Annotated in this window: 18 protein-coding genes; 12 read left to right on the forward strand and 6 right to left on the reverse strand. The window is 73.9% G+C overall.

The window, feature by feature from the left end:
• Positions 1-57: 57 nt before the first annotated feature.
• The 7 genes from ABZU43_RS25885 to ABZU43_RS25915 all read left to right on the forward strand — a co-directional run bounded on the left by ABZU43_RS25885 (position 58) and on the right by ABZU43_RS25915 (position 8,918).
• Positions 58-690 carry an ATP-binding cassette domain-containing protein gene (locus ABZU43_RS25885; protein WP_355009060.1) on the forward strand — a complete coding sequence of 211 codons (633 nt, stop codon included), beginning with the start codon at positions 58-60 and terminating at the stop codon, positions 688-690.
• Positions 687-1,964 (forward strand): extracellular solute-binding protein, encoded by a 1,278-nt coding sequence (locus ABZU43_RS25890; protein WP_355009061.1) that lies wholly within the window; start codon positions 687-689, stop codon positions 1,962-1,964. The genes ABZU43_RS25885 and ABZU43_RS25890 overlap by 4 nt, the downstream gene beginning before the upstream one ends.
• Positions 1,961-3,727 carry a hypothetical protein gene (locus ABZU43_RS25895; RefSeq protein WP_355009062.1) on the forward strand — a complete coding sequence of 589 codons (1,767 nt, stop codon included), beginning with the start codon at positions 1,961-1,963 and terminating at the stop codon, positions 3,725-3,727. The genes ABZU43_RS25890 and ABZU43_RS25895 overlap by 4 nt, the downstream gene beginning before the upstream one ends.
• 41 nt (positions 3,728-3,768) lie before the next feature.
• A complete protein-coding gene (locus ABZU43_RS25900; protein ID WP_355009063.1) occupies positions 3,769-6,108 on the forward strand; it encodes a tetratricopeptide repeat protein in 2,340 nt (779 codons plus the stop codon).
• A gap of 40 nt (positions 6,109-6,148) precedes the next feature.
• Positions 6,149-6,772: an ABC transporter ATP-binding protein gene (locus ABZU43_RS25905; protein ID WP_112602474.1), complete on the forward strand. Its 624-nt coding sequence runs from the start codon at positions 6,149-6,151 to the stop codon at positions 6,770-6,772.
• The gene (locus tag ABZU43_RS25910; RefSeq protein WP_355009064.1) at positions 6,769-8,190 is read left to right on the forward strand and encodes a DUF6297 family protein; all 1,422 of its coding nucleotides are present in this window, start codon (positions 6,769-6,771) and stop codon (positions 8,188-8,190) included. The genes ABZU43_RS25905 and ABZU43_RS25910 overlap by 4 nt, the downstream gene beginning before the upstream one ends.
• A gap of 149 nt (positions 8,191-8,339) precedes the next feature.
• On the forward strand, positions 8,340-8,918 hold the full coding sequence (locus ABZU43_RS25915) for a dihydrofolate reductase family protein (RefSeq protein WP_355009065.1): 579 nt from the start codon (positions 8,340-8,342) through the stop codon (positions 8,916-8,918).
• Here ABZU43_RS25915 and ABZU43_RS25920 read toward each other — a convergent pair.
• The gene (locus ABZU43_RS25920; RefSeq protein ID WP_355009066.1) at positions 8,908-10,410 is read right to left on the reverse strand and encodes a PLP-dependent aminotransferase family protein; all 1,503 of its coding nucleotides are present in this window, start codon (positions 10,408-10,410) and stop codon (positions 8,908-8,910) included. The two genes, ABZU43_RS25915 and ABZU43_RS25920, sit on opposite strands and share 11 nt — an antisense overlap.
• Before the next feature lie 62 nt (positions 10,411-10,472).
• Between ABZU43_RS25920 and ABZU43_RS25925 the strand changes: the two genes are divergently transcribed.
• Complete coding sequence (locus ABZU43_RS25925; RefSeq protein ID WP_355009067.1) at positions 10,473-11,084, forward strand: LysE family translocator; 612 nt, start codon at positions 10,473-10,475, stop codon at positions 11,082-11,084.
• A 7-nt stretch (positions 11,085-11,091) separates the two neighbouring features.
• Positions 11,092-11,832 (forward strand): phenylalanine--tRNA ligase beta subunit-related protein, encoded by a 741-nt coding sequence (locus tag ABZU43_RS25930; protein ID WP_355009068.1) that lies wholly within the window; start codon positions 11,092-11,094, stop codon positions 11,830-11,832.
• Here ABZU43_RS25930 and ABZU43_RS25935 read toward each other — a convergent pair.
• Together ABZU43_RS25935 and ABZU43_RS25940 are read right to left on the reverse strand one after the other, a co-directional pair.
• Positions 11,805-12,407: an MBL fold metallo-hydrolase gene (locus ABZU43_RS25935; protein ID WP_355009069.1), complete on the reverse strand. Its 603-nt coding sequence runs from the start codon at positions 12,405-12,407 to the stop codon at positions 11,805-11,807. The two genes, ABZU43_RS25930 and ABZU43_RS25935, sit on opposite strands and share 28 nt — an antisense overlap.
• Before the next feature lie 55 nt (positions 12,408-12,462).
• Positions 12,463-13,071: a hypothetical protein gene (locus ABZU43_RS25940; RefSeq protein ID WP_355009070.1), complete on the reverse strand. Its 609-nt coding sequence runs from the start codon at positions 13,069-13,071 to the stop codon at positions 12,463-12,465.
• A 43-nt stretch (positions 13,072-13,114) separates the two neighbouring features.
• Between ABZU43_RS25940 and ABZU43_RS25945 the strand changes: the two genes are divergently transcribed.
• The 3 genes from ABZU43_RS25945 to ABZU43_RS25955 all read left to right on the forward strand — a co-directional run bounded on the left by ABZU43_RS25945 (position 13,115) and on the right by ABZU43_RS25955 (position 15,511).
• Entirely contained in the window at positions 13,115-14,242 is a 1,128-nt protein-coding gene (locus ABZU43_RS25945) for a DUF5919 domain-containing protein (RefSeq protein ID WP_355009071.1), read from the forward strand.
• Between the two features lie 72 nt (positions 14,243-14,314).
• Positions 14,315-15,202, forward strand: coding sequence for a pentapeptide repeat-containing protein (locus ABZU43_RS25950; protein WP_355009072.1), 888 nt, complete (start codon positions 14,315-14,317; stop codon positions 15,200-15,202).
• 72 nt (positions 15,203-15,274) lie between these two features.
• Positions 15,275-15,511 (forward strand): preprotein translocase YidC, encoded by a 237-nt coding sequence (locus tag ABZU43_RS25955; RefSeq protein WP_355009073.1) that lies wholly within the window; start codon positions 15,275-15,277, stop codon positions 15,509-15,511.
• A 7-nt stretch (positions 15,512-15,518) separates the two neighbouring features.
• On the opposite strand, the gene rnhA is transcribed toward ABZU43_RS25955, so the two are convergent.
• From rnhA to ABZU43_RS25970, 3 genes are read right to left on the reverse strand one after another with little or no spacing between them, the layout of a single operon-like run.
• Positions 15,519-15,992 (reverse strand): ribonuclease HI, encoded by a 474-nt coding sequence (gene rnhA / locus ABZU43_RS25960; RefSeq protein ID WP_091406604.1) that lies wholly within the window; start codon positions 15,990-15,992, stop codon positions 15,519-15,521.
• 10 nt (positions 15,993-16,002) lie between these two features.
• Positions 16,003-17,283 carry a lycopene cyclase family protein gene (locus ABZU43_RS25965; RefSeq protein ID WP_355009074.1) on the reverse strand — a complete coding sequence of 427 codons (1,281 nt, stop codon included), beginning with the start codon at positions 17,281-17,283 and terminating at the stop codon, positions 16,003-16,005.
• 55 nt (positions 17,284-17,338) lie between these two features.
• On the reverse strand, positions 17,339-18,607 hold the full coding sequence (locus ABZU43_RS25970; protein WP_355009075.1) for an MFS transporter: 1,269 nt from the start codon (positions 18,605-18,607) through the stop codon (positions 17,339-17,341).
• Between the last annotated feature and the right edge of the window lie 13 nt (positions 18,608-18,620).

The raw sequence follows: 18,620 nt of genomic DNA on the forward strand, positions 1-18,620 counted from the left end.
GGCGTCGGTTGTCGGCACGGTATGCCACCCTGGGACGGTCATCAATGGTCACCGGAGGTGAGGGCCACGTTACGGCTACGCGCACTGGTCGCCGTCCCCGGCACCGGGCCGGTGACCCTCGACGTTCCCGCCGGCACACTCGCCGCCCTGGTGGCGCCGCCCCGGTTCGGCACGGCGGTCGCCCGGGTGCTGGCCGGGCTGGCCCCGCCGGTGACCGGCCGCGTCCTCGTCGGCGACCGGGACGTCACCAGCCTGCCGCCGCCGCGCCGGCAGATCGGCTACGTGCCCGCCGGTGGCGCGCTGCTGCCGCAGCTCACCGTGCGGCGCAACATCGAGTACGGCCAGCGCAAACGCGAACGGGTGCACGAGGTGGCCAACGACTGGACGGCCACAGTGGTCGACCGGCTCGAGTTGGCGCTCTCCCTCGCCCTGCTGCCGCACCAGATCTCCGACGCCCAGCGGTTCCGGGTGGCGCTCGCCCGAGCGGCGGCCTGCCTGCCGGAGGTGCTGGTGGTCGACCTGCCGGCCGGTTCGGCGGGCGACAGCCGCCTCGGTGATCTGATGCCTCGCCTCTCGCCGCCGGACGCCCCCGGGGTGGCGGTGCTGGTCTGCACCGCCGACCCGGCCACCCTGGCCGAGATACCGGTGCGGCACGAGCTGGTCACCGAGCCGAGCGAGGCGGCCCGATGAGGCCGGCCGCCCGGGTGGGTCGCCGTACGCTGCTGCGCGCCGCCGCCGCGGGCGCCACCGCCCTGGCCGCCGGCTGCTCCGGCGGAACCCGGTCGGTGCAGGTCGCCGTGGTGTGGAGCACGAGCGAGCTGGACCGGTTCCGCGAGGTCGTCGCCGGCTACCCCGCCCCGGTGCAGGTGATCAGCGCCGGCAACGACATCGACGCGTTCCTGCGCGCCCGACACCTCGCCGGCACCATCCCGGACGTGGCGATCCTGCCGCGCCCCGGCCTGGTCACCGAGTACGCCCAGCGCGGCTGGCTGAGCCCGGTGCGCCCGTCCACCGACTATGCCGTGCGCGTCGAGCTGAGCGATCTGCTGATGACCGAGGGCGAACGTTACGGCGTCTGGGTCAAGGCGGCACACAAGTCGCTGGTCTGGCACCTGCCCTCCATGTTGCCCGCGCCGCCGACCACCTGGGACGAACTGCTCCACCAGACCAGGGAGCTGGCCGCGCGTGCCCGACGCGACGGCGGTCCGGCGCCCCTGGCCATCGGCGCCGCGGACGGCTGGGTGCTCACCGACTGGTTCGAGAACGTTCTGGCCGACATGGCACCCGGGAGCTACTACGCCCTCGCCCAACAGGGTGCCGACTGGCAGGACACGCCGGTACGCGACGCCCTGGACCGCCTCGCCGGGCTGTGGAGCATCGGTGGCGCGTTCGTCGGTGGCGGTCGTCGTGCCCTGCTCACCCAGTACGAGGAGTCGGTGATCCAGGTGGTGCACACGAAGCGGGCGGTGATGCTCCTGGGAGCCGACTTCACCGCCGACGTCGTTCGTCCGTTCCGGCGCGGCCCGGAGGCACCTGTCACGTTCCGGTTCCCGGGCACCCAGCCGGGCGGGGGTCCCCTGATCGTCGGTGGGGACGCGGCAGTGGCGTTCGCCGACGCCCGGGGCGGGGTCGAGTTGGTCGAATGGCTGGCCAGGGCCGACTCGTTCCAGCCGTGGCTACGCGAAGGCGGTTACCTGTCGCCCAACACCAACGTCTCGATCACCAGCTACACCGACGGCGTCGGCAAGCAGCTCGCCACGGAGATGCGGGCCCCCGGCACCCTGCGTTTCGACCTTTCCGACCAACTGCGCGGGGCGTTCACCGGCTCGGACGGGGTCGGCATCTGGCGGATCATGCAGGGCTTCTTCGCCGACGTCACCGACGGGGTCCGCGCCGGCGAGGCGATCCGCCGGGCCACCGGCCTGCTCGCCGCGGCGGCCCGCAGCGCGGGGGGCGGCCGATGAGCCAGGTGCGGGTCCTCGGCGAGCTGGCGGTCCTCGACGACGTCGGTCCAGCCCGGCGCGGTCGGGCCTATCCGGCGGCGGGGGCCACGTCGGCCCTGCTGCTGCCGGCCGCGGTGCTGCTCGGCGGGCTGGTGCTGTGGCCGGTGCTGCGGACCCTGCACGCCAGCGTCACCACCGACGGTCGCTGGGTCGGTGCGGCGCACTTCCGGACCGCGCTCGCCGCCCCGGGCACCGGCGCGGTGGTCGGTCGGACGGTCCTCTGGGCGCTGCTGGTGCCGGCGGTGGTGACGGCACTGGGCTATCTGCTCGCCGCCGCGTCCCGCCGCTCCCAGGAGGGCGGCCTGGTCCGGTTGATCCTCCTGGTGCCGGTGGCGTTGCCGTTGGTCGTCACCGGGGTCACCTTCCGGCTGATGTACGACCCGGACCCGAGCCGAGGGCTGGCCACCCTGGTCGCGACCCGGCTGGCCGGCCGCCCGGTCGAGGACGCCCCGCAGTTGCTCGGGCCGGGAATGGTCACCGTCGCGTTGATGTCGGCGTTCGTCTGGGCCTGGGTCGGGTTGGCGGTGCTGGTCTTCCGCTCCGCGCTGGACGCGGTGCCGCCGAGCCTCGCCGACGCGGTCCGCGCCTACGGCGGTACGCGTCGCCACGTGCTGTGGGACGCGCAGTGGCGGCCACTGCTGCTGCGTACGACCGCTGTGGTCTTCGCGTTGGTGGCGGTGGGCACCAGCCGCACGTTCGACCTCATCCTGGTGATGACCCCCGGTTCGGTCCGCGACGAGGCCTCGGTGCTGGCGCTGCGGATCTGGCAGACGTCCGGGGGCACCACCACCGGCGACGGCGCCGCGCTCGGCGTGGTGTGGCTGGTGGCGGTGATCGGCGGGATCATGGTGGCCGCGCTCTTCGTCCGGCAGGCCTGGCCCCCGCCGCGCGTCGAGGCGGCACCGGAGCCCGCCCCGGTCGCCCCGCCCCGACGGGTGTTCCGGCTGCTCGCGGCGGGTGCCGCGATCGCCTGGCTGGTGCCGCTGGTGGTGCTGGTCGCCACGTCGGCCCACGGCCAGGTGGACGCGGCCGCTCGCGGTTGGTGGTCAGCGCCGCCGAATGGCGAGTCCTACCGCGACCTGATCACGGGCACCGAGCTGTGGCGCACGCTGGGCTTCACCCTGCTGCTGGCCACCGCGGTGACCGCCACGGTGCTGGTGGTGGCGCTGCTGGCCGCGTACCCGTTGGCCTGGTTGACCGGGCCGGCCGCGCAGGCCACCGGGCTGCTGCTGCTGGCGGCCAGCGTCGTGCCGATCCAGGTCATCGCCGGGCCGGTCAACGAGGTGCTGGGCCTGGTGCTCTCCTCCGGTACGGCCCAGGGCCTGGCCCTGGTGCACATCGCGCTGGGCGTGCCGTTCGCGGTGCTGGTGCTGCGCAACGCGTTCGCGGACCTGCCGGTGGAGCAGGTCCGCGACGCCCGGTTGGGCGGACGTCGGTGGTGGCACACACTGCGCCGGTTGGCCCGGCACAACCTGTCGGCGGTGGTGGCGGTGTCCGTGCTGGAGTTCGTCCAGGTCTGGAACGACCTGGTGGTGGGGCGGCTGTTCAGCGCGTCGGGGTCCTCGCCGCTCGGGCCGTTCCTGGCCGAGCAGACCCGCAGTTTCGTGAGCAACAGTGGCGCGCTGGCCGCCAGCTCGGTGCTCGCCTCGGTGCTGCCGGTGGTGCTGGTGGTCCTCTCGCGGCGGCACCTGGTCGCCGGGCTCGTCTCCGGGGGCGTGCGGTGACCGGGCCGGGTGGTGCGCGCGGCGGCTCACGCTGGCCGGCGTTGATCGCGATCGGCGGCGTGGTCGGCAGCGTCCTCGCCAACGTGGCCAGCAACCTGGCCGGCAATGTCCTCTCCGAGCTGGCGGCCAGCGTGCTCGGGCCGGTGACCATCGTCCTGGCCTCCGGCGGCGTCGTCGGTTACGTGGTGTACGAGGTGCGCCGCCGCCGGACCGGCCGGGAGGTCGACCCCGAGCCGACGGAGGTGCTCACCACCCCGGCCGCCGGGGCTCCCAACCTGCCCTACACGGCCGAGTTCACCGGTCGTGAGGAGCACGTCGACGCCCTGGTCGGTCTGCTCGCCCGGGAGCACGCGGTGGCGGTTCTGGGCCGGCGTGCGGTGGGCACCTCCGCGTGCGCTGTGCAGGCCGCGAACGAGTGCCGGGAGGATTTCCCCGACGGTCAGTACTACCTGGACCTGCGGCGGCGCGGCCGACCCCGCACGGCCCGGCAGGTGCTCACCGCGCTGGCCCGGATCCTGGGCACCGCCCCGCCGACCTCCGGCCGGCCGGACGCGCTCGCCGCCGCCGCCGACGCGCTGCGCGGTCAGCTCGACGGTCGCAAGATCGTGCTGGTGCTGGACAACGTCGACCGTCCCGACCAGGTGCGGCCTCTGTTGCCGCCCACCGCGCGCACCTGCCGCCTGTTGCTCGCCGGTGGTCCGGCGCTGGTAGGTCTGGAGGGTGTGGTCGCGCACTGGATCGCCGAACCGGGCACGTCCGAGGCGGTGGAGCTGTTCGCGACGGCGGGTGGGGCCGCGCCCGCCGCCCGGGTCCGTCGCGCCGACCCACGCACCGACCCGGCGGTACGCGAGATCGTCGACCTGTGCGGGCGGCAACCGCGTACCGTCCGGGCGCTCGGTTACCGCACCGCTCAGCACGGCTGGCGGCACTCCGACGTGCTGGACGCGCTGCGCCGCGCGGTGCAGACGCCACCGCACCAGCGGCTCGCCGTCTCACCGGCGGCCCGCCTGGTCACCGAACGGGACATCGCGTACCGGGTGTTGCCCCGCCAGGCCCGACGGTTGTACCGGCTGATGTCGCTGGTCCCCGCCCCGGTGGACCGGCCCAGCATCGCCGCGCTGGCCGGACGACACCCCGAGCTGGTGACCGCACTGCTCGACCGGTTGGCCGCGGCGGCGTTCGTGGTCGGCGCGCCCGGCGACCGGTACGAGATCCGCCCCCTGCTGGCCGGCAGCGCCCGGCTGCACCTGCGGGACGCGGATCCGGTCCGGGCCCGGGTCGCCGCGCAGGCCCGGCTGACCCGGCACCTGGCCCGTCGGGCCGAACGGCACGCGGCCAACCTGGCGGTGCTCGGCTCCTCACCCGACCGGGAGTGGTCGCTGCCGTTGGACGACGACCCGTACGGCTGGTTCGACCTGCACCAGGAGCTGCTGCTGGCGGTGGTGCGGGTGCCGGCCGGCGCGAAGGAGACCCTGCCCCGGCGGGTGCGCCGGTGGTGGTTCCGGTTGGCGGTGGCGCTGTGCGGGTGGCTGGCGTACGCCGAGCGGCTCGACGAGTGGGAGCAGGTCTGCCGCACCGTGCTGGCCACCCCGACCGCCGACGACCGTCCGGAGATCGCCGGGTGGGCGCACAACGAGTTGGGGGTGCTGCGTCGACGCCGGCACGACCCGCAGGGGGCGGCGGCGGCGCTCACCCTCGCCGTCAACGAGCGGGGGCGGCGGGGCAACGCCCAGGCGCGGATGAACCTCGGTCTGGCCCTGCTCGACCTGGGGCAGCTCGACGACGCGGTGGAGCACCTGGAAATGTCGCGCCGACACCGCTCCGGCGCCGACCGGGCCGGGCACGCCCTCACCGAGCTGGGCCTGGGCGCGGCCCAACTGGCCCGGGGCGAACCGGACACGGCACACCACCACCTGGTGCGGGCGGCCAACACGTTCCGGTCGGTGGGTGACGCGCGCGGGTACGCGGCGGCCCTGACGAACCTGGTTCTGGTGCACGCGGCGCTCGGCGAGCACCTGGACGCCGCCCAGGCGTGGCGGGCCGCACTGCGCGAGTACGAGTCCGTCAACGACCCGACCAGCCGGGCGACGGCGCTGCTCAACGCCGGGGCGACGCTGCTGAGCAGCACCCCCGGGCAGGCGCGCACGGCGTACGAGCTGCTGGCCGAGAGCCGCCGGCTGCGCGAGGAGACGCGGCCGACGGCCGGGTTGGCGCGTACCCTGCTCTACCTGGGTGACGCCTGCTCCGCGCTGGGCGACCAGGCCGACGCGCGGCGGCACTGGGCGGACGCGGCGGCCGTGGCCGAGGAGGTCGCCGACGCCCAGGGGCTGGCCGCCGCCGACGCCCGACTGGACAACGACGCCGACGGCCGGGTGACGTAGGTCGCTCGGGTTGGTCGGTGGCGTGGCTCTGGGAGACTCTGTGATCGTGGACGCGCTCTCGGTACGGGGACTCAGTCGCAACTTCGGCAACCTGGTCGTGCTCGACGAGGTGAGCTTCACGCTCCCGGCGGGCCGGATCGCGGTGGTGCTGGGCCCGAACGGCAGCGGCAAGACGACCCTGCTGCGGTGTGTCGTCGGCGCTGACCGGCCGGACGCGGGTGAGGTGCTGGTGCAGGGCCGCCGGGCCGACGAGACCGATCCTCAGGTGCGGGCGCTGGTGGCCGCCGCCCTGGACGACATCGACTTCTTCCCCGACCTGTCGGTGGTCGAGCACCTGGAGCTGGTCGCGTACGCCCACGGGGGTGACGCCGAGCCGGTCGAGGAGGTCCTCGCCGAGTTGGGTCTGGAGCCGGCCCGCGACCAGCTGCCGGTGACGCTGTCCAGCGGGCAGCGCCGCCGGCTGGCGCTGGCGTCCTGTTTCGTCCGGCCCCGCCGGGTGCTGATCCTGGACGAGCCCGAGCAGCGGCTCGACGTCCGCGGGCGACAGTGGCTCGCCGACCGACTCCTGCGGGAACGGGCGGCGGGCACTGCCGTGCTGTTGGCCTCGCACGACCCGGAGCTGATCGACGCGGTGGTCGACGAGCGCATCGAGATCGGCAAGTGACCGCCGCGCCGGCCACGATCGCCGACACGCCGGTCGGGGTGCCGACCGCCCGGCAGGTGCGAACGCACCTGCGTAAGGCACGCAGCCGGCACCACGACCATTCCCTCGGTGACGTGCTCGGCGACGCGTACGTCATGGTCCTGTTCGTGGGCATGTACGGCTGGTTCGCGATCAGCGCCAGCCGTGACCTGCTGGACTCCCCCACAGTGGGTCAGGCCGAGCCGGGCGTGCGATGGTGGCTGGCGGTCGCCGCGCTGCTGGCGGGCGCGGGGCTGGCCTGGCGTGGTCTGCGCGCGCTCGGCCCGCTGCTGGTCACGCCGGCGACGCAGAGCTGGGCGACCAGCGCGCCGATCGGCCGACGGGCCTGGCTGGCGCCGCGTTTCGTCCTGTTGCTGCTGGGCTCGGCGGCCGGCACCGCTGCGCTCGGAGTGGCGGTGGCGGCGCTCGGTGGGGTCAGCGAACCGTCCGCCCTGGGCTGGGCGGCGGCGGCCGGCGCGGGGTGGGGCGCGGCCGCGCTGGCGCTCAGCGTCGTCGCCCAGGGCAGTCGGTCGGGGCGGCGCTGGCCGACGGTGGTCGGGGCGGTGCCGATGGTGGCGGCGGCCGTGATCACCGCCCTGGTGGTGCTCGTCGGTCGCCTCGGCGACGGGCTGTCCCGGCCGGCGACGACGCCGACCGTCGCGTTGTTCGCCGCCGCGGTGCCGCTCGTGGGCGTGGGCGTGATCCTGGCGGTACGCGCGCTGCCCCGGGTCGACCGGGCCACCCTGACCACCGGCGCGCAGTTCGCCAACGCCGCCGCCACGGCCACGATCCTGCTGGATCCGAGCCTGCTCGCCGGCCTGGTGGAGAGCCGCCGCTGGCGCCGGATCGGCCGGGTTCGCAGCCGCCGGTTCCGGCCCGGCCCCGGCTGGTGGGCGCTGTTGCAGGCCGACGTACGCCGGTTGCGCCGCCACCCGAGCGCCGTGCTGATCTGGGCGGCGCTGATCGGGGTGCAGTACGCTGCCGCGCTCGCCCTGCCCGGGTTGGCCGGTGCCGCGCAGGTGGTGTTCGCGTACCTCGCCGCCAATCGGCTGACCGGTGGTCTGCGGTCGGTCAGTCGCTCCCCCGGCCTGCGCCGGGCGCTCGGTGGCAGCGACAACCTGCTGCGCGGGATCCACGTGGTGGTGCCGGCTGTCGGCGCGGGAGTGTGGTGGTTGCTGACCCTGCCGACAGTCCACCCGGGGCCGCCCTGGCTGGCGCCGACGCTGGCGCTGGGGGTGGTGGCCGCCGCGTTCCGGGCCGGCACCCGCCCGCCGATCGACTACGGCGGCGCGACGGTGAACACACCCTTCGGGATGATCCCGGTCGACCTGATGCGTCAGGGGTCACGGGGGCCGGCGCTGCTCGCCGTGCTGGTCCTCGTCCAGCTGTTCCTGGGCTGAGGATCCGCCCGGTCGGCCGGAGCCTGATCGCGGCACCACCAGATCCGGCGGCGCGTTCGGACCGGCTGTCGCTTCCGTCCAAGACAGCGCCGCGTCAGCGATCTAGCGTGAACCCGGCAGCCTGCTTCCAAGCCTGAGGAGACAACACAGTGCGTGACCTGGTCTACACCGGTTTCATGTCGCTCGACGGCGTCGTCGACTCGCCCGGCGGCGGGCCGGGTGAGGAGCACCGCAGCGGCGGTTGGGTGTTCAAGGATCTCGAGTTCGTCCCGGAGGCCTGGTCGCTGAAGGGCGAGGAGCTCGCCGACACGACGGCGTTGATGTTCGGCCGCCGCAGCTACGAGGCGTTCGCGCGGGTCTGGCCCGGTTCGGAGGACCACGCCGACTACAAGGAGCTGCCCAAGTACGTGGTGTCGAGCACGCTGTCCGACGACGCGCTCGTCGACGGGTGGGGGCCGACCACGATCCTGCGCTCGACCGGGGACATCGCCGCGCTCAAGCAGGGTGAGGGCGGGGCGATCTTCATCCACGGCAGCGCGGAGCTGGCCCGGCGGCTGTCCGATGAGGGGCTGATCGACCGGTACAACCTGCTCGTCTTCCCCGTGCTGCTCGGTGCCGGCAAGGGCCTGTTCGGCCGGGCCGACCGCGACAAGCACATGCTGACGCTGCGGGAGTCGGAGAGCTACCCGAACGGGATCCTCAAGGTGATCTACGACGTCAAGCGCTGACCGAGGTCGAGGCCGACGGCGCCGCGCGGGCGAGCGCGGCGGCGACGGCGGCGACGCCGGCCTCGATCTCGGTGGGAGTACGGGCCGCGTAGCCGAGCACGAGGCCGGGCCGGTACGGCCGCTGGCAGTGCCAGGACAGCGGTTGCACCTTCACCCCGAGTGCCAGCGTCGCCGCCGTCAACTCGGTGTCGGCAACGGTGTCGTCCAGCGTGATCATCAGGTGCAGCCCGGCGGCGGCGCCGTGCACTGTCGCCGACGGCAACGCGCGGGCCAGCGCGGCGATCATGGCGTCCCGCCGGCGGATGTGTCGCCGGCGCAGCAGCCGCAGATGCCGCTCGAAGGCGCCGGAGGTCATCAACTCCGCCAGCACCAGTTGCGGTAGCACGGCGTTGCCCAGGTCGGCGTTGCGCTTGGCGGCCACCACTGCCTCGCGCAGCCGCGCCGGCACGAGCAGCCAGCCGACCCGCAGGGCGGGGGCCAGCAGTTTGGACACGCTGCCGGCGTAGCAGACCTGCTCGGGCAGCAGACCCCGCAGGGCCGGCACCGGAGGGCGGTCGTAGCGGTGCTCGGCGTCGTAGTCGTCCTCGATGATCAATCCGCCGGCCCGCGCCCAGGCGACGAGTTGGCGGCGGCGGTCACCGTCGAGCACCACGCCGGTCGGGAACTGGTGCGCGGGGGTGAGCATCACCGCCGGCACGCCGCTGGCGATCAACTCGTCGATCCGCAGCCCGGCGTCGTCGACGCTGATCGGCGGGGTGTCCATCCGCCAGTTGTTCAGGTGCTGGCGTACCCCGAGCGAGCCCGGGTCCTCGACGGCGATCCTGGCGACGCCGGCAGCGGCGAGTGCCTGGGCGAGCAGCCCGAGCGCCTGGGAGACGCCGGCCACGATGATCACCTCGGCGGGGTCGACGCTGATGCCGCGGTTGCGGGCCAGCCAGGCGGCGACGGCCTGTCGCAGCACGGGCGTGCCACAGGGGTCTCCGTAGCCGAGGTCGGCTGCGGCGAGGCGGCGCAGCACGCTCCGTTCGGCACGCAGCCAGTCCGCGCGGGGAAAGGCGGCCAGATCGGGTACGCCGGGCGTCAGGTCGATCGACGCGTGCGCCGCGCGTAACGCCTCGAAGATGTCGGTGCCCGGTACCGGCGGGAAGGTCGTGACCGGTGCCGGCGCCGCGGTCGCTGTGGATGTGGGCGCGGCCGGCGCGGCGACGACGACAGTGCCGGCCCGGCCCCGGCCGGCGATGTGCCCCTCCTCGGTCAGGCGCTGGTACGCCTCGGTGACCACGCCGCGGGAGACACCGAGGTCGGCGGCGAGCACCCGGGTCGGAGGCAGCCGGTCACCGACCGGCACCCGCCCCTCGGCGATGGCCTGCCGCAGCTGGTCGGTCAGCCAGTCGGCGCGCCCGCCCGGCGTCGCGTCGGTGATGGTCAGGTGCAGGAAGTCGGAGCCGGCCGATATGGACCTCTCGGACGCAGTCGGTTTGGCTCTGCCCATCGGACCATTGTGGCAGCAGAGTGAGCAGGAGCCAGACCTGCCGACTCCGCCGGAGGACGATCGTGACCATCCCGTTCCTGATCACCACGCTGATCGTGGTGGTCACCCCCGGCACCGGGGTGATCTTCACGCTCTCCGCCGGCCTGTCGCGGGGCGCGCGGGCCGGGGTGCTGGCCGCGTTCGCCTGCACCCTGGGAACGTTGCCGCATCTGCTGGCCGCGATGACCGGGCTGGCCGCGCTGATGCAGACCAGCGCCGTGGCGTTCGAGACCGTCCGCTACCTCGGCGTCGGCTACCTGCTCTACCTGGCCTGGTCCATGGCGCGGGACCGCGACGCCTTCGCGGTGACCACCGACGCCCCACCCCGCTCGGCGATCCGGGTGATCGTCTCCGGGGTGCTGGTCAACCTGCTCAACCCGAAGCCGACGATGTTCTTCGTCGCGTTCCTGCCGCAGTTCGTGGACACCACGGCACCGGGCTCGACCCGGGCGATGCTCGGCTGCGGCGCGGTGTTCATGCTGCTCACCATGGTGGTGTTCAGCGGCTACGGAATCTTCGCGGCCCGGGTACGCGACCGGGTGCTGACCCGCCCCCGGGTCACCGACTGGCTGCGCCGATCCGCCGCCGGCACCTTCGTCGCGCTCGGCGTGACCCTCGCCCTCACCGAACGATAGGAGCACAGTGCAGTTCGAACATTCTCCTCGGCTTCGCGACGCGTACCCCGATCTGGTCGCTGGTGTGGTGCAGGTCGCCGGGATCACCGCCACCGCCGACGTGGCGGCACGCACGGCCGCCCACCTCGGCGAGGCGCGGCGGCGGTTGGCCGGTGGGGCCGAGAGCGGGTTCCCGGAGATCCAGGCGTGGCGGCGGGCGTACGCGGCGATGGGGCTGCGGCCCACCAGGTACCGGTGCGCCTCCGAGGCGCTGCTGCGTCGGCTGCGCCTCGACGGCGAACTGCCCCGGGTGCACCCGCTCGTCGATCTCTGCAACGCCGTCTCGGCCGCGTACGCCATCCCGGTCGCGGCGCTCGACCTGGACCGGGTCGACGGCGACCTGGTGGTCCGGCCGGCACACGGGAACGAGGCGTACCTGAGCTTCGCGGGCGACACCGAGCATCCCGAACCGGGCGAGGTGACCTTCGTCGACTCCGCCGGGCGGGCCCACGCCCGACGATGGACCAACCGGCAGAGCGGCTGGTCGGCCGTGCGGGCGGGCACCTCGTCGGTGCTGATCGTCGCCGAGGCGCTGCACCCGGGCGGCGAGCCGGCCGTGACCCGGCTGGTCGCCGACCTCGTGACAGAGCTGACCGAGGTGTGGTCCGCCCCGACGACCGCCGCGGTGCTCACCGCCGCCGCGCCGCGTTTCCGCACCGCGGCGGCGGATGACGACCGGGGTCAGGCGGTGTCGCCGGGCAGCACGTGACGGTAGCCGGGGATCGTCTCGGCGAACCAACCCGCGACACTGGCCAGACCACGGTCGTTGAGCTGCGCGTCGTGGATCGAATACGCCGCCGCCGCGCCCACGGCGCCGGCGAAGCGGATCGCCTCGTCCAGGCGCAGCCAGGACCCCTGGGCCGGGACGAGCAGGGTGCGCACCGGCTCGTCCGGCACGTGCAGGGCGTCGCCCGGGTGGTACAGCTCGTTGCCGATCAGGTAGCCGAGGTTCGGGCAGTCGGGCTGCCCTTCGTGGATCGCGGCGTGCCGGCCGCCGTGCGCGCTGACCGGAATGCCGGCCGCCGTGAATCGCTCGCCCGCACGGACCCGGGTCACCGGTAGCGGGGCGAGATCCGGCAGTCGGGCTCCCTCCGGCGCGTACACGGGGACACCGAGACCGGCGAGCCGCAACACGTCAATGTGGTCGGTGTGCTCGTGGGTGACCAGGACGGCGTCCGCGCCGACCAGGGCCCGCGGCTCGCTCCACGTCCCCGGGTCGACGACCAGAACCCCGCCGTCGTGCTCGACGCGCACGCAGGCGTGCGTGAACCGAATGATCCGCATCAGCCGACCGTACGCCGCCGCGCTGGCGATCGACCTCAGTGGCACCGGCGGGCCGTCAGCGCATCCGTGCGGCCGACGCCCGGAGGATGTAGACGAACTGCACACCGAACGCCACCACCGCGACCAGCACCCCGACCAGGACCGTCCACACGCCCCCGGCACCGACGGTCGAGGCCACCAGGGCGATGCCGAGACCGCTCAGAACGGCGTTGACCGCGCCCACGAGTGCGGCCGTGGTCAGCAGGAACTCCCACCGCCCGGGACGCGTGCCGACCAGGTTCCACGCCGTGCTCATGGCGTCGTCGGCCCCCACCGCGTCGGCGAAGAAGTCGTGCTCGCCGGCGAGCTGATGGTGGTAATAGGCCCGGATGCGCTGGATCCGCAGCAGGTCCAACGAGTTCTCCACGGTGGTCTCCACCAGGCGCAGAAACGTCAGCACCCCGATGATGACAAGCGTCGGCAGCACCGCGGCCAGGTACGGCCGGACCAGCCTGTCGTTGCTGGCGACGAAGCCGAGGCCGATCAGCGCCGCCGACAGGACGGACAGGAAGATGGTGGCGCGACCGGTGGCCTCGGCGATGGTGCCGGCGCGGGACGTCTGCAACGCGTAGTGCTCGGTGGTCAGGACGGTGAGAAGCGCCTGCTCGCGTTCACTCTCGTCCACCCCGCCACCCTCCGTGGTCGCACGACTCCGTTACCGTCAGCCTATGAGCGGTGGATCGGGTCCGAGCGGCGAAATGCTCGGGTGGGCTGGTCGGGGCGGGCGGCAACGACGGGCCTTCGTCGTCGGTGGGGCGCTCTTCGCGATCGCCGTCGTCATGCTGCTGGCCGCCTGGCGCAGCACCGGCTTCCTCAGCGACCTGCTGCTCAACCTCGGGGCCAGCGTGGTCCTCGCGGCCATCTCGTACGTCATCTTCGACCCGTTGTTCGAGGAGGCCCGCAAGGCGCGGGTGCAGGAGCACCTCAGCTTCGACCAGCAGGCGTTCGTGACACGGCTGCACCGCTCCGGGCGTCGGGTGCGCATCCTCGACACCTGGACGATCCTGTTGGAGCAACGGCACCGGGAGGAGACGCTGAGCGGTGTGCGAGCGGCGCTCGCCAACGGCGCCCAGGTGCAGTTGCTCCTGCTCGACCCCGACTGCACCGCCGCCCAGCAACGCTCCGAGGAGCTGGAACGGCAACGGGTGGACGTGCCCCGGCAGATCCGCACCAACCTGCGCCACCTGGCCGCGTTCGCCGACGCGCTCGACTCGCGGCTGCGCCACCGCCTTCAGGTCCGGCTCTACGACGCGTCTCCGTCGATCCAGCTCTACCAGTGGGACGGGCGGGCGCTGATCTCGTTCTTCCCGATCGGGAAGTTGTCGTTCAACGTGCCGCAGCTCGAGGTGGACATGGACAGCCCGTGGGGCGGGTTCGTGCACGCCCGGTTCGAGGAGCTGTGGGAGCACGAGCAGGCCACCCTCGACCTGGAGCGGTACTGGTCGGTCATGGTCACGCTGCGCCACGACGAGTCGGACGTGGTCGAGGTACGCGTGCCGTTCGTGACGGTGGACGGGCAGCACTACGTCGACTGCCGGGGGTTCCGGGTGACCGGTCCGCTGACGGTGCGAGCCGTGCTGCCGCCCCGCGCGCCCGGGGCGACGCCCGGCGTGTTCGCCCTGGCCGAGCCCGCCGACGAGGACCGCACCCCGGTCGCCGTCGTGAAACGGCACTTCGACCAGAAGTACGGGCACGACGACGGCGAGCGGGACGTCCGCCGGCTCGTGCCGCCACCGGGCGATGCCCGTACCCCGGCGCCCCGCACCGCGCCGGCCGGCGACACACACGCACGGTGACCCCCGACCGACCTGTGGTTTCGACACACGAAACAATGGTGGTCCACCCTGATCGCCAGGAGGACCGTCGGCGTGTCGCACCGCACCGCACCGCCGTCCGGGGCGGCGCAGCTGCGCGCCGACTGCGGACGCTGCTTCGGGCTGTGCTGCGTGGTGCCCGCCTTCGCCGCGTCGGCGGACTTCGCCATCGACAAGCCGGCCGGCTCGCCCTGCCCCAACCTGCGCCCCGACCACCGCTGCGGCATCCACACCGAGCTGCGGCAGCGTGGTTTTCCCGGCTGCACGGTGTTCGACTGCTTCGGGGCCGGGCAGCAGGTCGCCCAGGTGACCTTCGGCGGGCGGGACTGGCGGGACGCGCCGGAGACGTTGCCGGCGATGGCGGAGGCGTTCGCGGTGCTGCGACCGCTGCACGAACTGCTCTGGTACCTCACCGAGGCGGTGGCGCTGCGCCCGCCGGCCGACCTGCGCGCCGAGCTGGAACGCGCCCGCGCCGAGACGCTGACGCTCATCGAGGGTGACCCGGCGCAACTTCGCGCGGTGAACGTCGCCGACCAACGCAACCGGGTCAACCCGCTGCTGTCCCGGGCCGGCGACGTGGCCCGCGCCCCCGGCGGCGCCGACCGGCGGGGCGCGCACCTGCTCGGGGTGGACCTGCGCCGCGTCGATCTCCGCCGGGCCAACCTGCGCGGGGCGCTGCTCATCGGCGCCGACCTGCGCGGAGCGGACCTCGGTCTGGCCGACGTCACCGGTGCGGACCTGCGCGGGGCCGACCTGCGGGGCGCGGACCTGCGGCGCACGCTCTTCCTGCACCAGACCCAGCTGGACGCCGCCCGAGGCGACACCCACACGGGCCTGCCACCGACGCTCACCCGGCCGGCGCACTGGACGGCGCTGCCGCTCACCCCGGTCCGTCAGCCCGCCCGGTCTCCCGCACCCGCCCTACGGGGCCGGCGTCGCTGACCGCGAGGTTTCGGCCGGGACGACGCCGGGTAGCCAGCGCCGACGTGAACCGGCATCGACGGGGGGCACGGCGTGGGCTACCGAAAGCGTGACGGTGAGCTGCCGGGCGACCCGCAGCACAGTGAGGACGAAGCCGGCCAGGTGCCACTGGTGCAGGTCGAGGCGGACACCGAGGTCCCCGCACCGGCGGACACCGACGTCCGGCCGGACATCGTGACCGAGCCCGACAACTCGGGCGTCGCCGGTGGTTCATCCGGCAGCAGCGGCGGCGGTTCCAGCATGCCGGGGCACCCCGACGCGGCCCGCTGACCCGGGATCAGCGGCTGGTCAGCGCGCCCCGGGCCTCGGTCATGCCCTTGTTGGCGAGCCCGTCGGCCCGCTCGTTCTCCGGGTGGCCGTTGTGCCCCTTGACCCACAGCCAGGTGACCTCGTGCCGTTCGCAGGCCGCCTCCAGCCGCTGCCACAGGTCGGCGTTCTTCACCGGCTGCTTCGCGGCGGTCCGCCAACCGTTGCGCTTCCACGACGCCAGCCAACTGGTGATGCCGTTGCGCACGTACGTGCTGTCGGTGTGCAGCTCCACGGTGACCGGCCGGTTCAGGCTCTCCAACGCCTGGATGGCCGCCATCAGCTCCATCCGGTTGTTGGTGGTGGGCGTGGCCTCACCGCCGCACAGCTCCCGCTCGTGATCGCCGTAGCGCAGCAGCGCACCCCAACCACCCGGACCGGGGTTGCCACTGCACGCCCCGTCGGTCCAGATCTGCACGCCCCTGCCGGCCGCCGCGTCCACCATGCCCGGCAACCTACCGGGAGCGGACGTCGTCCTCCCCGCTCGGGGGGCCGGCGCGCCGAGCCGTCGGCGTCGAACCCACCACCGCGGGTGGGATGGCCGGCGCCGGCCGGGTGGGGCGCAGCCGGTCGCGGACCCGGTCTGCGGCGTCGCCGGCGGTCGCGGCGATCATCGGCAACAGCCGGGTCGAATTCATGATGGCGACCTCCTCGGCCGGAGTGGTGCCGCCGTCGAGGAAGCGCAGCACCCGCTCGGCCGGGTTGCGGTCGAAGAGCCGATCGAAGAAATCAGGACCGCCCACCCCGCCCCGGTCCAGCGCGCGCAGCGCCACCGCGTCCATCCAGCGGTGCCGGCGCGGGTACGCCGGCTCGGGCACCGGAGCGCCGCCCGCGGCGAGGGCGCGGGCCACCTGGTCGGCCTGGCGGTACATGGCGGAGAAGGTGAAGCCGGTGGAGGGGCGGGTCGCGCCGCCGGCCGTGCCGAGCCGGACCACGCGGGGGGTGGGCCGGGCGGGGAACGGCGCGTCGGTCATCGGGATCACCCCGTTCTCCACCTCGCGCACCCGCAGCCCGGTCGGGTCCAGTCCGAGCAGATCCCGGTAGCCGGCCAACGCCGCGTCGTACCCGGCGTCGGTGAGCAGGTCCGGCGAGAACTCGGTGTACTCGACCAGGGCGTAGCGGTCGCTCACCGGCAGCACGTAACCGAAGGAGACGCCCCGGGGCGGCTGCGGGGTGCGGAAGTCCATCAGCACCGCACTGGTCGGGTCGAACACCGGCCGGTCAGCCTCCAGCCACCACCCCCGGAAGTGCTGCAACCAGGTGGTTCGCCCCGCTCGTGCCGGCGGGCGGGGGCGGGAGTCGAGCACCCAGCCGGCCCGTACGCCGCGCCCGTCGCCGGTGCCCACCAGCACCCGGTCGCCGTCGTCACGCACCGTCTCGGCGGGCGCGACGATCCGTTTGGCGTCGAGGCGACGCTCGGCTTCGGCAGCCCGGTCGTAGACCGGGCCGGAGCGGAGCATGGCGTACCGCAGCGGGGTGAGGTCCAGGACGCGGCGTCGCGCCGCCGTCGCCACCTCGACCTGCTGCCAGCTCGCGCTGAGCAACGGGTCCAGGTCGCCGTCGGGGTGACCCCAGAACGCCCAGGTGCGGTCCTGACCGCGTCGGCGCACCGGGTCGACGATGGCGACCCGCAGATCTCGGACGCCGTGGCGGTCCAGTGCGGCGAGCAGCAACGAGGCGGCGCCGCCGCCACCGAGCAGCGCGAGGTCGACGTCGAGCGGCGCGGAGTCGGTCACCCGCACCACGCTGCCACACCGACGCGCGCCACCACCCGATGGGCCGCCACGGCGCTCAGGCCACCGGCGCGGGCGACTCGACCGGGGGCGGGTCGGCATAGGCGCGCGCGACCGCGGCGCGGTTGAAGACCCGCCAGGTGGCGGCGGAGACGCCGATCGCCACCACCAACCCGACCCAGTACGGCGCGGTGATGCCGAATCGGGCGGCCAGCAGCCCGCCCAGCAGTGCGCCCACGCAGTTGCCGCCCGCCGCCACGAAGAGGTTCGTGCTGGCCACCCGGCCCTGCAGGTTCGCTGGGGTGAGGCGTTGGCGCAGTGAGTTCGACACGATGTTCCACAGCCCGCCGTGCACGCCGAAGGCGAACAGCGCGAACCCGACCACGATGGTGCTGCGGGACGCGGCCAACGCCAGGTGCAGCCCCGCCTCGACGAGCAGGCCGATCCGGATCGTCCAGGTGGCGCTGATCCGGGCGATGATCCGGTCGCCGAGGAGGGCGCCGAGCACCCCACCGGTGGCCATGCAGGTGAAGAGCAGGCCGTAGCCGACGGATCCGAGGCCAAGCCGCTCGCCGGCGAGCAGCACCAGCACCGCGAGCGCGGCGGTGAGGGTCACGTTGAGCAGACCGATCAGCAGGGCCATCGTGCGCAGCAGCCGCTGGTTGGCCAGCCAGCGCAGGCCTTCGACGATCTCGCCGCCCATCGAGCGGGTACGGCGTGCGTGCGTGTCGCCGACGGCGGCCCGGAAGTCCCCGCCGATCAGCGCCACCAGTACGGCGCTGAGGGCGTACGTGACGGCGTTGACCAGGAACGGGCTGCCCGCCGAGAGCGCGAACAGGAAACCGCCGAGCGGACCGGCGAGCATGCTATGCATGAGAGTGGCGCCGCCGCTGAGCCATCCGTTGGCGCGCTCAAGGCGGTGCCGCGGCACCACTACCGGAACCATGGCCTGGCTCGCCGCGCGGAACACGATCTCACCGGTGTTGACCAGGAACAGCACCGCGAACAGCAGCACCACCCCGCCCTTGCCGCTGAGGATCGCCGTGGCCAGAACGGCGAGCGCGACCACCCGGACCAGGTCGATGACGATCATCAGGCGGCGCCGGTCCATCCGGTCCACGAGCACCCCGCCGGGCAGGGCGAAGAGCAGCCACGGCAGCCACGCCACGGCGGACGCTCCGGCGACCACGAGCGGGTCGTCGGTACGCGACGCGACGAACAGCGGCGCTGCGACGGTGGCCAGGCCGCTGCCCAGGGCCGAGAGGGTGCTCGCCGCCCAGAGTTTGGCGAACACCGGTCCCAGGCCAGCTCCCACGTTCCGTGTCACGGCGAGCGAACCT

Source organism: Micromonospora sp. NPDC005205 (assembly GCF_040608275.1).
In the GTDB taxonomy this organism is placed as follows: Bacteria; Actinomycetota; Actinomycetes; order Mycobacteriales; family Micromonosporaceae; genus Micromonospora.